At 62.2% G+C, this 13,449-nt stretch carries 16 protein-coding genes; 13 read left to right on the forward strand and 3 right to left on the reverse strand.

Annotated elements, in window-relative coordinates:
- Nucleotides 1-6 precede the first annotated feature (6 nt).
- The 3 genes from dapA (at nucleotide 7) to ACVWWD_RS17010 (ending at nucleotide 2,303) form a co-directional block, all read left to right on the forward strand.
- The gene (dapA, locus tag ACVWWD_RS17000; RefSeq protein WP_023794885.1) at nucleotides 7-888 is read left to right on the forward strand and encodes a 4-hydroxy-tetrahydrodipicolinate synthase; all 882 of its coding nucleotides are present in this window, start codon (nucleotides 7-9) and stop codon (nucleotides 886-888) included.
- 151 nt (nucleotides 889-1,039) lie between these two features.
- The gene (gene smpB, locus ACVWWD_RS17005) at nucleotides 1,040-1,519 is read left to right on the forward strand and encodes an SsrA-binding protein SmpB (RefSeq protein ID WP_006202221.1); all 480 of its coding nucleotides are present in this window, start codon (nucleotides 1,040-1,042) and stop codon (nucleotides 1,517-1,519) included.
- Nucleotides 1,520-1,592: 73 nt separating this feature from the next.
- Complete coding sequence (locus ACVWWD_RS17010; RefSeq protein WP_352546658.1) at nucleotides 1,593-2,303, forward strand: glycoside hydrolase family 25 protein; 711 nt, start codon at nucleotides 1,593-1,595, stop codon at nucleotides 2,301-2,303.
- A 62-nt stretch (nucleotides 2,304-2,365) separates the two neighbouring features.
- On the opposite strand, the gene ACVWWD_RS17015 is transcribed toward ACVWWD_RS17010, so the two are convergent.
- The gene (locus tag ACVWWD_RS17015; RefSeq protein WP_352546657.1) at nucleotides 2,366-3,283 is read right to left on the reverse strand and encodes a DMT family transporter; all 918 of its coding nucleotides are present in this window, start codon (nucleotides 3,281-3,283) and stop codon (nucleotides 2,366-2,368) included.
- A 145-nt stretch (nucleotides 3,284-3,428) separates the two neighbouring features.
- Between ACVWWD_RS17015 and ACVWWD_RS17020 the strand changes: the two genes are divergently transcribed.
- On the forward strand, nucleotides 3,429-3,902 hold the full coding sequence (locus ACVWWD_RS17020; RefSeq protein WP_352546656.1) for an Lrp/AsnC family transcriptional regulator: 474 nt from the start codon (nucleotides 3,429-3,431) through the stop codon (nucleotides 3,900-3,902).
- 33 nt (nucleotides 3,903-3,935) lie between these two features.
- Here the strand turns inward: ACVWWD_RS17020 and ACVWWD_RS17025 are convergent, their stop codons facing one another.
- Together ACVWWD_RS17025 and ACVWWD_RS17030 are read right to left on the reverse strand one after the other, a co-directional pair.
- The gene (locus ACVWWD_RS17025) at nucleotides 3,936-4,592 is read right to left on the reverse strand and encodes a uracil-DNA glycosylase (protein ID WP_023771625.1); all 657 of its coding nucleotides are present in this window, start codon (nucleotides 4,590-4,592) and stop codon (nucleotides 3,936-3,938) included.
- Between the two features lie 11 nt (nucleotides 4,593-4,603).
- Nucleotides 4,604-5,185, reverse strand: a complete 582-nt coding sequence (locus tag ACVWWD_RS17030) for a LabA-like NYN domain-containing protein (protein WP_023794883.1) — start codon at nucleotides 5,183-5,185, stop codon at nucleotides 4,604-4,606.
- Between the two features lie 320 nt (nucleotides 5,186-5,505).
- On the opposite strand from ACVWWD_RS17030, the gene rpoZ reads away from it, so the two are divergent.
- From rpoZ to era, 9 genes are all read left to right on the forward strand, one after another.
- On the forward strand, nucleotides 5,506-5,907 hold the full coding sequence (gene rpoZ / locus ACVWWD_RS17035) for a DNA-directed RNA polymerase subunit omega (RefSeq protein WP_023771626.1): 402 nt from the start codon (nucleotides 5,506-5,508) through the stop codon (nucleotides 5,905-5,907).
- A gap of 129 nt (nucleotides 5,908-6,036) precedes the next feature.
- The gene (locus ACVWWD_RS17040) at nucleotides 6,037-8,265 is read left to right on the forward strand and encodes a RelA/SpoT family protein (protein ID WP_023771627.1); all 2,229 of its coding nucleotides are present in this window, start codon (nucleotides 6,037-6,039) and stop codon (nucleotides 8,263-8,265) included.
- 24 nt (nucleotides 8,266-8,289) lie between these two features.
- Nucleotides 8,290-8,868 (forward strand): orotate phosphoribosyltransferase, encoded by a 579-nt coding sequence (gene pyrE, locus ACVWWD_RS17045; protein WP_352546654.1) that lies wholly within the window; start codon nucleotides 8,290-8,292, stop codon nucleotides 8,866-8,868.
- A gap of 13 nt (nucleotides 8,869-8,881) precedes the next feature.
- Entirely contained in the window at nucleotides 8,882-9,262 is a 381-nt protein-coding gene (locus tag ACVWWD_RS17050; protein WP_352546653.1) for a VOC family protein, read from the forward strand.
- 334 nt (nucleotides 9,263-9,596) lie between these two features.
- Nucleotides 9,597-10,196 (forward strand): DUF2062 domain-containing protein, encoded by a 600-nt coding sequence (locus tag ACVWWD_RS17055; protein WP_023771631.1) that lies wholly within the window; start codon nucleotides 9,597-9,599, stop codon nucleotides 10,194-10,196.
- Nucleotides 10,193-10,606: a holo-ACP synthase gene (gene acpS, locus ACVWWD_RS17060; RefSeq protein ID WP_023771632.1), complete on the forward strand. Its 414-nt coding sequence runs from the start codon at nucleotides 10,193-10,195 to the stop codon at nucleotides 10,604-10,606. Before ACVWWD_RS17055 ends, acpS begins: the two co-directional genes overlap by 4 nt.
- A 78-nt stretch (nucleotides 10,607-10,684) precedes the next feature.
- Complete coding sequence (lepB, locus tag ACVWWD_RS17065) at nucleotides 10,685-11,434, forward strand: signal peptidase I (protein WP_023794881.1); 750 nt, start codon at nucleotides 10,685-10,687, stop codon at nucleotides 11,432-11,434.
- Complete coding sequence (gene rnc, locus ACVWWD_RS17070; protein WP_352546666.1) at nucleotides 11,434-12,150, forward strand: ribonuclease III; 717 nt, start codon at nucleotides 11,434-11,436, stop codon at nucleotides 12,148-12,150. Before lepB ends, rnc begins: the two co-directional genes overlap by 1 nt.
- Nucleotides 12,147-13,067 (forward strand): GTPase Era, encoded by a 921-nt coding sequence (gene era / locus ACVWWD_RS17075; RefSeq protein ID WP_023771635.1) that lies wholly within the window; start codon nucleotides 12,147-12,149, stop codon nucleotides 13,065-13,067. Before rnc ends, era begins: the two co-directional genes overlap by 4 nt.
- Nucleotides 13,068-13,449 lie beyond the last annotated feature (382 nt).

Here is a 13,449-nt window from a genome sequence, read left to right on the forward strand (position 1 = left end):
GACGACATGCTGAGAGGCTCGCTTACCGCGCTCGTGACACCGTTCGAGAAGAGCGGGCGTTTCGACGAGAAAGCCTTTCGCGTGTTCGTCGACTGGCAGCTTGGCGAGGGCACGACGGGCTTGGTTCCTGTCGGCACGACCGGCGAATCCCCGACGCTGTCGCATGACGAGCACCGCCATGTCGTCAAGGTCTGCGTCGAGGTGGCCAAGGGCCGCGCCCCGGTTGTTGCCGGCGCCGGTTCCAACAACACCGAGGAAGCCGTCGGGCTCGTGCAGTATGCCGAAAAGGCCGGCGCCGATGCCGCCCTGGTCGTCACGCCCTATTACAACAAGCCGACACAGCGCGGCCTCTACGAGCATTTCGCCGCCGTCGCCAGGGCGACCAAGCTGCCGATCATCATCTACAACATCCCGCCGCGCTCGGTCATCGACATGACGCCGGAGACGATGGGCCGGCTGGTACACGACTTCAAGAACATCGTCGGCGTCAAGGACGCTACCGGCAAGGTCGAGCGAGTGTCCGAGCAACGGATGACCTGCGGCAAGGATTTTATCCAGCTTTCGGGCGAGGACGCTTCCGCGCTGGGTTTCAACGCGCATGGTGGCGTCGGCTGCATCTCGGTGACCTCGAACGTCGCGCCACGGCTCTGCGCCGAATTCCAGGCAGCAACGCTTTCGGGCGACAGTGCGAAGGCGTTGGAGCTGCAGGACCGTCTATTGCCGCTGCACAAGGCAATCTTCATCGAGCCCGGTGTATCCGGTGCGAAATATGCACTGTCGAAGCTTGGCAAGGTCGAGAACGTGCTGCGTTCGCCGCTGGTGACTGTCGAGCCGGCAACGGCCGAGAGGATCGATGCGGCCATGAAGCACGCCGGCTTGATCAATTAGCGAGCCCGTTTGGGAAGTCTGCTCCCACGGTGATCTGAAGGCGCCACCTGCGCTTCCGGTGCTCCCGTACTATATGTACGCTCCGCTCCGGTTCTCGGTAGCGCCATCATCTGGCTCGCGGGAGCGAGTTTCGAAACGGACTCTAGACCTCATGAACCAAGTCAGAAAAGCCGATCCCAACAACAAGACCGTTGCCGAAAACCGCAAGGCGCGGTTTTCGTATGAGGTGCTCGACACGATCGAGGCCGGCCTTGTGCTGACCGGAACCGAGGTCAAGTCGCTGCGTCAGGGCCAGGCCAACATCCAGGACAGCTATGCCTCGGTCGAAGGCGGCGAGATCTGGCTGATCAATTCCTATCTGCCGGAATATCTGCAGGCCAACCGTTTCAACCACGAGCCGCGCCGCCGCCGCAAACTGCTGCTCAACAAGCGCGAAATGGCCAAGCTGTCGCAGAGCGTGGACCGCGAAGGCATGACGCTGGTGCCGCTGAAAATCTATTTCAACGATCAGGGACGCGCCAAGCTGCTGCTTGCCGTCGGCCGCGGCAAGAAACTGCACGACAAGCGTGAGACCGAAAAGCAACGCGACTGGTCGCGCGAAAAAGGCCGGCTGCTGAAGGAACGCGGGTGATCGGGAGATAGCCCGGAAAGCCAACGGTCGGGTTTTCAACCTCGAACACCGGCAAGTCCAACAGGGGATGGTCTTGAAGAAGCGGATTGTTCTCTGGGGCGTGGCCACTCTTGCCCTGGGATGTGTCATTGCTTTGGGGGGAGTGGCCTATTTCCGCACCTACTCTCCCGACCGCGACCGATATCCGCTCAGAGGCATCGACGTCTCCCATCATCAAGGCCGGATCGACTGGCGGCGCGTTGCCGCGGATGATGTGGCTTTCGTCGTCATCAAGGCGACTGAAGGCGGCGACCATGTCGACGACGCCTTCGGCGGCAATCTGCGCGAGGCCCGCGCCGCCGGCCTCGCCGTCGGCGCCTATCATTTCTTCACCTTCTGCCGGCCGGGCGCCGACCAGGCGAGGAATTTCATCTCGGTGGTGCCGCACGATCAGCCGCTGCTGCCGCCCGTGGTCGACATCGAGTTCGGCGGCAACTGTCCGCGGCGACCGTCGCCCAAACAGTTGAATGCCGAACTTCAGGCCTTCCTCGGACCTGTCGAGGCGGCATTCGGCAAGCCGGTGATCGTCTATCTGACGGATGAAGCCGAGGCCGCTTATGGCGGGCAAATCGCCGCTCGCCCACTCTGGCTACGCTCACTGCTCATGGAACCGGACCGTCGTGACTGGATCTACTGGCAGTACCACAACAGGGGGCGCGTGAACGGCATCGAGGGGGACGTCGATCTGAACGTTTTGCAGGGCGGGCCGGAGAAGTTGGCGGCGCTGCTCGCCTCCACACCTTAATGAACAGGCCCGATCTGATGCCGGTCCGGTTCTTCGGCAGCCTGCCATGCCCCTGAAACCATTCACGATCCAGCTAAGGTCGAGACAGCCAGATTTTCCCGGTGTCGACCCATCGCCGAATAGCCCATCCCGGCGGCCATGATGGCGATGGCCACGCATTGGATAGCCAGCGGGGTCTCGCCAAGCACGACCATGCCGACCATCACGGTGGCCACCGGCACACCTGGGAGGAATAGCGATGCGGCTTGTGAGCCCAATCGGTCGACAATGTAAGTGTAGAGGAACATTGCGGCAGCGCCCGCGAGAAGACCTTGAATGAAGATCTGGCTGGCGATTTCGGCGCCTGCGGCGGCATGGAGGCCGCTTGGCGCAAAGACATAGAGAAGTGGCAGCGGTAGGCAGGACAAAAGCACGACGCTCGCGGTCGCCGTGACCGGGTCGACACGCCATCGCTGCACAAGGACGGCGTATGTGGAAAACATCGCGCCCGATCCGATAAACAGCAGGTCCCCGAACAGGACATCGCTGGCGCCGGTGCGCGCCGGCGCTATGAACAGCAACAAGCCGGCGATGATCGTGACGACACCAATGATTCGCCGACGCGACGCGCTTTCCCTGAACAGCGACAATAGGAACGAAAAGAACACGATCGAGGCCGGGCAGAGCGCCGCGGCATGGGCGGCGGGCGCGTGGGTCAGGCCCCAGTTGATGATCAGCGGATAGGGCAATCCGGCCAGTGCCGCCAACGTCAGTCCACGCCGCCAGCCCAGCGCCTTCATGGTCGCCAGGCCGCGCCTCCAGACGATCGGCAGGAACACCGCGCCGGCACCGGCAAAGCGCAGGCCGGCCATGTCGGTGGCCGTCAGATGCTCCCTGAGGCTGAAGCGGGCGGCGACGAACTGCGCTGCATAGATGGCGATCATGACAAGACCGGCGATCACCGCCAGTCTTGTGTCTCCGATGTCTCGTCCGTCGGCCATGTCAGTTCCGCCGCATGTTCATGCCGCCAGGACGAGACAGCCCCGACCTTGCGATGAAGCGGAGCCTATTGTCGAAAGGGCCGCGACAAAATACGCTGTTTTTCACAATTTGAAGTGTAATTCACGCAAATAGGATGACTTGAACGTGAATCCTGAATCAGTCGACCTAGACGCCGTCGACCGCGGTCTTCTGCGACTGTTGCAGGAAGATGGACGCCGCACCACGCTCGACCTGGCAGCGCGCGTCGGCCTGTCACCGACCGGTGCCAGCCAGCGCGTGAAACGCCTGTTTCGCGACGGCTTCATCACCGCCGTCAGGGCGGTGCTCAATCCGGCAAAGATTGGCCGCGGCATGCTTGTCTTCATCGAGGTGCGGCTCGATCACGCGGCGCCGCATATCTTTGACCGCTTCGCCGAGGCGGTGGCAAAGGCGCCCGAGGTACTGGAATGCCACATGGTCGTCGGCGGCTTCGACTATCTCGTGAAGGCCCGCATTGCCGAGATGGCCGACTATCAGGACTTTCTCAAACGCGTCATCCTGCCGCTGCCGGGGGTGAAGGAGACACATACCTATGCCTCGATCGGCGACGTGAAGCCGGATGCCTTGCTGCCGGTGTGAGCAGGCACCGCGGACCGCACGGTATCCGAGAGCTCAGTTCTTCAGGAATGCCGCGATCTCGCCAAACACCCTGACGAACATGTCTTCGGTCAACACACCCGTATTGGTGTTGTAACGCGAGCAATGGTAGCTCGAAAACAGCATGATGCCGCCGGCTTCCAACTGGCCGCCATGTTTGAACGGATAGGCGGCGACGCGCCCGCCCAGTGCCCGCACGGTCGACTGGTGCGCGATCGATCCCAGCGCCAGCACGGCGCGCAGGTTGGGAAAGCGAGCGATGGTCGGCACCAGGAATGTCCGGCAGGTGGCGATCTCGGCACCGACCGGCTTGTTCTCCGGCGGCACGCAGCGCACCGCGTTGGTGATCGCCGTGCCGACGAGCTCCAGCCCGTCATCGGGCCGCGCCTTGAACTCGCCGCGTGCGAAGTCGTGGGCAATCAGTGTCGAATAGAGCAGGTCGCCGGCATAGTCGCCGGTGAAGGGGCGCCCGGTGCGGTTGGCGCCCCGCAGGCCAGGCGCCAGACCGACGATCAGAAGCTGGACGGTATCTTCGCCGCCCAGTGGCAGGAAGGTCGGCACCGGGGCGTTGAACCATGACGGCTCGCGCTGCCGCCATTCGGCGATGAAATCATGCAGCCGCGGGCAGAGCGGGCAATCGCGGCTGGGTTCGGAAAGCGAGAGGGCGGTCAAGTCGACCGGCCTCAGTAGTCGTCCTCGTCGACTTCAGCCGGTTCGGGCCGCCGTGCCGGCCGTTCGGAGGGGTCGCGGCCAACTTCGTTCTTCAGCGACGCCAGGTCGATGAAATGGTCGGCCTGCCGGCGCAGGTCGTCTGAGATCATCGGAGGTTGAGAGGACATGGTCGAGACGATCGACACCTTGCGGCCACGCCGTTGCAGCGCTTCGACCAGCGTTCGGAAATCGCCGTCTCCGGAGAATATGACATAGTGGTCGACGACATCGGCGAGTTCCAGCGCATCGACGGTGAGCTCGATGTCCATGTTGCCCTTGATCTTGCGGCGGCCGGTCGAGTCGGTGAATTCCTTGGCGGGCTTGGTGACCACCTTGAAGCCGTTATAGTCGAGCCAGTCGATCAGCGGCCGGATCGAGGAGTATTCCTGGTCCTCGACCAGCGCGGTGTAATAATAGGCGCGCAACAGGTAACCGCGCTTGTGGAAGCTCGCCAGGAGCTTGCGATAGTCGATGTCGAACCCGAGCGCGCGCGATGTGGCGTAGAGATTGGCGCCGTCGATGAACAGGGCGATTTTTTCACGAGGGTCGAACATGGAAATAGTCCTTTTCGAAAAAACGGCCGTCTAAACGAAATGCGGTAGCGACTTTCGGTCAGGCTCATAATAAACCGGCCGACCTTGGACCCACCGAGATAACGCCAGTTTGGTGGCAATCCAAGGGCATGTGGCGCACTGCAAGCAATTGTGATCGTGGCGCCGAACCCTGGACCCGGCTGGCTTTGCCAGATCGGGAGTTCGATGTTGAGATTGAGTGCCCTGTGGGCCCGCATCGCCATGATGCTTGTATTTTGGCCGCGTTCGGGTTAAGGACCGCGCCTGTTTTCCATCAAATCCAGGCATGAAAGGGGCAGTCCATGGCCCGCGTAACCGTTGAAGATTGCATCGACAAGGTCGATAACCGCTTCGAGCTGGTGCTTCTGGCCGGCCACCGCGCCCGTCAGATCAGCCAGGGCGCGCAGATCACCGTCCCGCGCGACAACGACAAGAACCCGGTCATCGCACTGCGCGAGATCGCCGACGAGACGCTGTCGCCCGACGATCTCAAGGAAGATCTGATCCATTCGCTGCAGAAGCATGTCGAGGTCGACGAGCCTGAAGTCGATGGCGAAGTGATCGCCGATCAGACCGGCGGCGCCGTTGCGGCCGCCGAAACCGACGACGCCGAGGAGAACGTCACCTTCGACCGGATGACCGAGGAAGATCTCCTGGCTGGCATCGAAGGCCTGGTGCCCCCGGAAAAGAGCGACGACTACTAAGTCGGCCGTCCGTTCCGGCGGTCGCTGAATCTTCCGGCACTTCCGTCCCGGCGGTTTCGTGGCTATCTATGACATGCGCCGTACAACAGTGCGGCGCATGATTCATTTCATCGCCGAGAGATTTAGCCCATGATGCGTCAGTATGAGCTTGTCGAGCGCGTCCAGCGCTACAAGCCTGACGTCAACGAGGCGTTGCTCAACAAGGCCTATGTCTACGCCATGCAGAAGCATGGCCACCAGAAGCGCGCTTCCGGCGATCCCTATTTCTCGCATCCGCTCGAAGTCGCCGCCATCCTCACCGAGATGCACATGGACGAGGCGACCATCGCCGTCGCCCTGCTGCACGACACCATCGAGGACACGACGGCGACGCGGGCCGAGATCGACGATCTGTTCGGTCCCGAAATGGGCAAGCTGGTCGAGGGCCTGACCAAGCTCAAGAAGCTCGACCTCGTCTCGAAGAAAGCCGAGCAGGCGGAGAACCTGCGCAAGCTTTTGCTGGCGATCTCGGAAGATGTTCGCGTGCTGCTGGTCAAGCTCGCCGACCGTTTGCACAACATGCGCACCCTTGATCACATGCCCGAGGCCAAACGCCTGCGCATCGCCGAGGAGACGATGGATATCTACGCGCCGCTGGCCGGGCGCATGGGCATGCAAGGCATGCGCGAGGAGCTGGAAGAGATCGCCTTCCGCTTCATCAATCCGGAAGCCTACCGGGCCGTCACCGCCCGGCTCGCCGAGATATTCGAGCGCAACAAGGGCGTGCTGACCGACATTGAAAAGGCACTGTCGGCCTTGTTCGAGAAGCACGCCATCAACGCCGGCGTGAAGAGCCGGCAGAAGAAGCCATGGTCGGTGTTCCGCAAGATGGAGGCCAAGGCGCTGTCCTTCGAGCAACTGTCCGACATTTTCGGCTTCCGTGTTGTCGTCGACAGCGTCGAGGACTGCTATCGCGCGCTGGGTGCCATCCACACCACTTGGTCAATGGTGCCCGGCCGTTTCAAGGATTACATCTCGACCCCAAAGCAGAACGACTACCGTTCGATCCACACCACCATCGTCGGCCCTTCGCGCCAGCGCGTCGAGCTGCAGATCCGCACCCGCGAGATGAACAAGATCGCCGAATACGGCGTCGCCGCCCATTCGATCTACAAGGACACCGGCGGCAAGACGAACGGCGCCGGCCATGCGATCTCGAAGGAGACCAACGCCTACGCTTGGCTGCGTCGTACCATCGAGCAGTTGGCCGAGGGCGACAATCCCGAGGATTTTCTCGAGAACACCAAGCTTGAGCTGTTCCAGGACCAGGTGTTCTGCTTCACGCCGAAAGGCATGCTGATTGCCTTGCCGCGGGGCGCCACGCCGATCGATTTCGCCTATGCGGTCCACACCGATGTCGGCGACACCTGCGTCGGCGCCAAGGTCAATGGCCGCATCATGCCGCTGATGACGGAACTGAAGAATGGCGACGAGGTCGAGATCATCCGCTCCAAGGCGCAGGTGCCGCCAGCCGCATGGGAATCGGTCGTCGTCACCGGCAAGGCGCGCGCCGCCATCCGCCGCGCCACCAAGAATGCGATCCGCAAGCAGTATTCTGGCCTTGGCGCGCGTATTCTGGAGCGTGCCTTCGAACGAGCCGGCAAGACCTTCACCAGGGAAAGCCTCAAGCCCGTGCTGCACAGGCTCGCACGCAAGGACATCGAGGATGTGCTGGCATCCGTGGGCCGCGGCGAACTGGCCTCGACCGATGTCATGAAGGCCGTGTTCCCCGACTACAAGGACGAGCGCGTCACGCCGGCGGCGCCCAAGCAGCGCGAGGAAGGCTGGTCGAAGATCCGCAATGCCGCAGGCATGCTGTTCCAGATACCTGGCCGGGCCGCGCGCAAGGACAAGGACCAACCAGGCGCCGGCGCCGTGCCGATCCGCGGCGTGCGCGGGGACCTGCCGGTGCGCTTCGCGCCGGAAGGCGCGGTCCCTGGCGATCGTATCGTCGGCATCGTCCAGCCGGGCACCGGCATCACCATCTACCCGATCCAGTCTCCGGCGCTGCAGGCCTTCGACGATCAACCGGAGCGCTGGATCGACGTGCGCTGGGACATCGACGAGCGCACCAAGGAGCGGTTCCCCGCGCGCGTCTCGGTCACCGCCATCAACGCGCCGGGTTCGCTTGCCGATATCGCCCAGGTCGTCGCCTCCAACGACGCCAACATCCATACGCTGTCGATGGTGCGCACCGCGCCCGATTTCACCGAAATGCTGATCGATCTCGAAGTCTGGGACCTGAAGCATCTCAACCGGCTGCTGTCGCAGCTCAAGGACAATTCGAGCGTCAGCGATGCGCGGCGCGTCAATGGCTAGCGATAGCCGACCATGGGGGACGAGATGAATACCGACGAAGTGCTGGACATATTCCGTGAGGCTGGCGCTGTTCTGGAGGGTCATTTTATCCTGACGTCGGGCCTGCGCAGTCCAGTCTTCCTGCAGAAGGCACGCGTCTTCATGCATGCCGACAAGACCGAGCGGCTTTGCAAGGCGCTGGCCAAGAAGATTCGCGCCGCCGTGCCAGGCAAGATCGACTATGTCGTCGGGCCGGCGATCGGCGGCCTGATCCCTGCCTACGAAACCTCGCGCCACCTTGGCGTGCCAGCGATCTGGGTGGAGCGGGAGGGGGGCGAGTTCCGCCTGCGCCGCTTCGAGATCGATCGAGGCGCCCGCGTCGTCATCGTCGAGGACATCGTCACCACCGGTCTGTCGATCCGCGAAACCATCGATTGCCTGCGCGACGTTGGCGCAGAGGTGTTCGCGGCCGCCTGCATCATCGACCGTTCGGCCGGCAAGACCCATGTCGGCGTGCCGTTGATCGCGCTTGCCGAATATGAAGTTCCAGCCTATCCGCCGGACAGGTTGCCGCCGGAGCTTGCCGCCATCCCGGCCATCAAGCCGGGCAGCCGCAACATCTGACGAGGAGATCGAAATGATCGCCGGCATCGACCATTTCGTGCTGACGGTCCGCTCGGTTGAAGCGACCTGCGACTTCTACCGGAGCGTGCTTGGCATGCGGCGCCTGGATCAGCCGAACCGGCCGACAGCGCTTTTGTTCGGTTCGCAGAAGATCAACCTGCACGAAGTCGGCCGCACTTTCGAGCCAAAGGCAAGGACGCCGACGCCGGGTTCTGGCGATTTCTGCCTCGTGTCGGCGGTGCCTCTCGCCGAAATCCAGGCCGGCCTCGCGGCCGAAGGCGTTGCCATCGAAGTCGGTCCGGTCGAGCGCGTCGGCGCGCAAGGAGCTATGATGTCGGTCTATTTCCGCGATCCCGACGACAATCTGGTCGAGGTCAGCGAATATCTGAAGTAGGCGCCGCGCCGGAAGGATATCGTCTCGACCCCGGATGGCGACCTTGTCGAAGTCGGCTGGAACCCCTGGCGCATATCGGTCATCCGGCTGCGACAATTAGCCGAAACCACTTCTCAAATTCGCCGCGATTATCCGATGTGGAGGAGATGGATCCGAGCAAAAACCTGGCGCTGCGGACGCTGAGCGTAAGGCCTTCGGTTGTCGTTGGGCTTGCGGATGGCTATATCAAAGTCGCGATTGCCTTCTGGCGACCGTAAAGCGCAAGATGTGGCAGTCGAAACCTGGCTGGAAACAGCCGGCGTGTAAGCTGTGAATTGTCTGGAATAGGAATAGAGTGCTTTTTCGTCGCCGCAAGCCTGATGGCCTTTTCGAGCGGGTGCGTACCTATCTGTGGCCGCGCCGTTCGTTTTCGCGCTCGCTTCAATATTTCTCCAAGCGCATTCTGCGGCTGAAGGCCACCCCGCATGCGGTGGCCGCGGGTGTCGCGGCGGGTGTCTTTGCTTCGTTCTTCCCCGTCGGTTTCCACTTCATCATTGCCGCCGTTCTGTGTTGGGTGATCGCCGGCAATCTGGTGGCCGCCGCTCTCGGAGCCGTATTCTTCGGCAATCCGCTTACTTTTCCGCTCTTGTGGGGCGCATCCTGGGAAACCGGCAAGCTCATCCTGCACGATCGCTTGCCGACACACGGTCCGCCGGCGCATCTGGGCGAGATGCTGCACACGCTTTCCTTCGCCAAACTATGGCATCCCGTACTGGAGCCGATGCTGATCGGCGCGGTGCCGCTCGGGCTGGTGTTCGGCCTGGTGTTCTACGGCATCACGCGCTGGGGCATGAATGTCTTCCGCGAACAGAGGCGCAAGCGGCTGGCCGAGCGCGCGAGACGCCGTGAGCATTCGCCTCATTCCGGCGGAAGCGTCGGTTCTGCCGCCCAATGATCATCGGCATTGGCAGCGACCTGATCGACATCACACGCATCGAGAAATCGCTTGAGCGTCACGGCCAGCGCTTCATCCAGAGGATCTACACCGAGGTGGAACAGGCGCGTTCGGAGAACCGGCGCGCCCGCGCGGCTTCCTACGCCAAGCGCTTTGCCGCCAAGGAGGCATGCGCCAAGGCACTGGGCACTGGTCTGGCACAAGGGGTCTTCTGGCGTGACATGGGTGTCGTCAACCTGCCAAGCGGTGCGCCGACGATGGCGCTGACCGGCGGGGCGCTGGCGCGGCTGGAAGAGATCGTGCCTCGAGGCCATCGGGCAGCGATCCACCTCACCATCACGGATGATTTCCCGCTCGCTCAAGCCTTTGTGATCATAGAGGCGCTACCGGTCGAAGAAGCGCCACATTGATTGCATCTGACGACCGGCATGGACGTTGCCCAGCGCGCGCCGAGACTCTATACCATCCAACGCACAATCGAGGACGACATGAGCGTGGCTGAAAAATCTCAGAAGAAATCCGGCGGGCTTGGCGAAACCGTCAGCGTCATCGTCCAGGCGCTTTTGCTCGCCCTGGTCATTCGCACGCTGCTGTTCCAGCCGTTCTCGATCCCGTCGGGCTCGATGCGGCCGACGCTTCTGGAAGGCGACTATCTGTTCGTGACCAAATGGTCCTACGGCTATTCACGCTATTCGCTGCCTTTTGGACCGGACATTTTCTCGGGCCGCATCTGGGGCTCAGTGCCCAAGCGTGGCGACGTGGTGGTGTTCAAGTTCCCACCGGATCCATCCGTCGACTATATCAAGCGCGTCATCGGCCTGCCCGGCGACAAGATCCAGATGAAGGATGGCCAAGTCTTCATCAATGGCGTCGGCGTGCCGCGCGTCAAGACCGGCCAGATCGACAATCCCGACATCACGGAAAAGGATTATCCGATCGACGTCTATCGCGAGACGCTGCCCGATGGTGTCAGCTACGACACGCTCGACCTGTCGCCGAACTCGATTGGTGACAACACCCGCGAATTCGACGTGCCCCCCGGCCACTATTTCATGATGGGCGACAACAGGGACAATTCCGCCGACAGCCGCTTCACCGTCGGTTATGTTCCAGCCGAGAACCTGGTCGGCCGCGCCAACCTTGTCTTCTTCTCGATCGCCGGCAAGGCAAGCCCGCTCGAAATCTGGAAATGGCCGTCGCTGATGCGCGCTTCGCGCCTGTTCCACTTCGTCAACTGATGGCGTTGAAGCGCCCGACAGGCGAGACTCTGGCCGGTTTGGTGATGGCCAAGACCGGGCATGTTTTCAGGGATATCCGCTTACTTGAGACGGCCTTGACGCATTCCAGCGCGGTCAAGGCGGCAAGCAACAATCAGCGTCTTGAATTCCTAGGCGACCGCGTGCTTGGTCTTGTCGTCGCCGATATGCTTTTCGAGAAATTCCCCGATGCACCGGAAGGCGAAATCGCGCCCCGTTTCAATGCGCTGGTCGATGCAAAAACATGCTCGGAAGTCGGCATCGAGATGCAGCTGGAGAATCTGGTTCGGGCCGACGCCGCCTTGAAGACGCGATCGCGCGGCTACGGCGGAAACTATCTGGCTGATGCCGTCGAAGCCCTAATCGCGGCAGTTTACATCGATGGTGGTATCGACGCCGCGCGGCGGTTCGTTCTGCGTTATTGGGAGCCACGTTCGAGCACGGTTGTGACGAAGCCACTTAATCCGAAATCCGATTTGCAGGAATGGATTGCCAAGTCGAGTGACGCGCGACCCGAATATGTGATCGAAAAACGCGAAGGGCCCGACCATCAGCCGGTCTTCACTATTTCTTTGCAGGTTAGCGGCTTTGCACCTTCCATCGGTACCGGCGGCTCCCGCAGAGCGGCCGAAGAAGCGGCGGCTTCGGCATTTCTCGTGCGCGAAGGCGTGTGGGCCAATAAAGGGAGCGCGGCATGACCGCAGAAGATACTGCAGCCGCTCCCGTCACGCACTCCGGCTTCGTTGCGCTGATCGGCGCGCCCAATGCGGGCAAGTCGACGCTGGTCAACCAGCTGGTCGGCGCCAAGGTCTCGATCGTCACCCATAAGGTGCAGACGACACGTGCCATCGTGCGCGGCATCGCCACGCACGACAACGCGCAGATCGTCTTTGTCGACACACCGGGCATCTTCAAACCCAAGCGGCGGCTCGACACCGCGATGGTGACCACCGCGTGGGGCGGCGCCAAGGACGCCGACATCGTGCTGCTGCTGATCGACGCCGAGCGCGGCATCAGGGGCGATGCAGACGCCATCCTCGAACGGCTGAAGGACGTGCGCCAACCGATGGTGCTGATTCTCAACAAGGTCGATCGGGTCAAGCACGAGGCGCTGCTGGCCCTGTCCGCGGCAGCGAACGAGAAAGTGCCGTTCCAGCGCACCTTCATGGTCTCCGCGCTGACCGGTTCCGGCTGCAAGGACCTCCTCGACTATCTGGCGCAGGCGCTGCCGGCCGGTCCCTGGTACTATCCGGAAGACCAGATTTCGGACCTGCCGATGCGCCAGCTGGCAGCCGAGATCACCCGCGAAAAACTCTATCTCAGGCTGCATCAGGAACTGCCCTATTCCTCGCACATCGAAACCGAGAAATGGGAAGAGAAACAGGACGGCTCGGTGCGCATCGACCAGACCATCTTTGTCGAGCGCGACAGCCAGAAGAAGATCGTGCTTGGCCACAAGGGCGAGACCATCCGCGCCATCGGCCAGGCCGCGCGGATGGAAATATCAGGCATACTGGAACAGAAGGTCCACCTGTTCCTGTTCGTGAAAGTGCGCGAGAACTGGGGCGATGACCCCGAGCGCTACCGCGAGATGGGGCTGGAGTTCCCCCGCTAGGCCGAAAAATCCTGGCACGTCATCGGCGCGGTGCTGGCCGACCACAAGCATTGGGCGTGAGGCCAACGCATGTCGCCCGGAAGTGTCCTCGGTTCCGGGACAACGACATGCATAAAATCGGAAGCTTACAGCAGGTCGGCGAATCCGATTCGCCGCTACGAGCTGTAGAGCACGCCGCGGCTTTACGGGAACCGCTCCCCGGGTGCCGGAAAGCAGCTAAGGCGAAGCGCCGGTTCCTCCACGCGGCCCGCCATGGCGCGAGACCAACTCAGATTCTTGGCAAGCCGCCAACGAAGCGGCGACGCGCCATGAGGCCGGCTTTCAGCGCGGTGATCTGGAGCCGCTGATGGTGTTGTTTTCGCGCCGACAGCGATACGAGGAC

The organism is Mesorhizobium sp. URHB0026 (assembly GCF_054059755.1).

Excerpts from the sequence above, each read along its gene's own strand:
- ACVWWD_RS17050 (WP_352546653.1), top strand. The coding sequence starts at position 8,882 with ATGATCGCCGGCATCGACCATTTCGTGCTGACGGTCCGCTCGGTTGAA.
- rpoZ (WP_023771626.1), top strand. The coding sequence starts at position 5,506 with ATGGCCCGCGTAACCGTTGAAGATTGCATCGACAAGGTCGATAACCGC.
- acpS (WP_023771632.1), top strand. The coding sequence starts at position 10,193 with ATGATCATCGGCATTGGCAGCGACCTGATCGACATCACACGCATCGAG.
- smpB (WP_006202221.1), top strand. The coding sequence starts at position 1,040 with ATGAACCAAGTCAGAAAAGCCGATCCCAACAACAAGACCGTTGCCGAA.
- lepB (WP_023794881.1), top strand. The coding sequence starts at position 10,685 with ATGAGCGTGGCTGAAAAATCTCAGAAGAAATCCGGCGGGCTTGGCGAA.
- pyrE (WP_352546654.1), top strand. The coding sequence starts at position 8,290 with ATGAATACCGACGAAGTGCTGGACATATTCCGTGAGGCTGGCGCTGTT.
- ACVWWD_RS17015 (WP_352546657.1), bottom strand. The coding sequence starts at position 3,283 with ATGGCCGACGGACGAGACATCGGAGACACAAGACTGGCGGTGATCGCC.
- ACVWWD_RS17030 (WP_023794883.1), bottom strand. The coding sequence starts at position 5,185 with ATGTTCGACCCTCGTGAAAAAATCGCCCTGTTCATCGACGGCGCCAAT.
- rnc (WP_352546666.1), top strand. The coding sequence starts at position 11,434 with ATGGCGTTGAAGCGCCCGACAGGCGAGACTCTGGCCGGTTTGGTGATG.
- ACVWWD_RS17040 (WP_023771627.1), top strand. The coding sequence starts at position 6,037 with ATGATGCGTCAGTATGAGCTTGTCGAGCGCGTCCAGCGCTACAAGCCT.
- dapA (WP_023794885.1), top strand. The coding sequence starts at position 7 with ATGCTGAGAGGCTCGCTTACCGCGCTCGTGACACCGTTCGAGAAGAGC.
- era (WP_023771635.1), top strand. The coding sequence starts at position 12,147 with ATGACCGCAGAAGATACTGCAGCCGCTCCCGTCACGCACTCCGGCTTC.